The sequence below is a fragment of the Citrobacter sp. Cb041 genome (genome assembly GCF_030336655.1).
Classification (GTDB): domain Bacteria; phylum Pseudomonadota; class Gammaproteobacteria; order Enterobacterales; family Enterobacteriaceae; genus Citrobacter; species Citrobacter braakii.
The window spans coordinates 1-356 of sequence record NZ_JAOWDD010000024.1; the positions used below are offsets into that span (position 1 = coordinate 1).

Annotated in this window: 1 protein-coding gene; it reads left to right on the forward strand. The window is 58.1% G+C overall.

The features are described 5' to 3' along the window. Positions 1 to 356: branched-chain amino acid transport system II carrier protein (locus tag OGV52_RS01635; protein WP_286454503.1), on the forward strand; the 356-nt coding region annotated here is incomplete at both ends.

The window sequence follows — 356 nt, forward strand, 5'->3', positions numbered from 1 at the left end:
AACGGTATGCAGGTGATGAGCGCCTATGTCGAGACTGTTTTTGGCGTTTATGGCCGGGTGTTGTTGGCGGCGATCATTACCCTCGCCTGTCTGGTCACGGCCATTGGTCTGACGACCGGAACGGCGCGCTATTTCAACCAGACGACCGGTGCGTCTTATGGGCTGCTGGTGACGCTCTCCCTGATGGTGTCAGCAGCACTTGCCGTGCTGGGACTGAATTCCCTCACCGCAATGGCGGTTCCCGTGCTATGCGCCATTTACCCGGCTGCGCTGGTCGTGGTCGCGCTGGGCATCGTTAGAAAATGGACAGACGTGCCGACGAATCTGTATCAGTTGCTTTTCTATAGCGCCCTGGC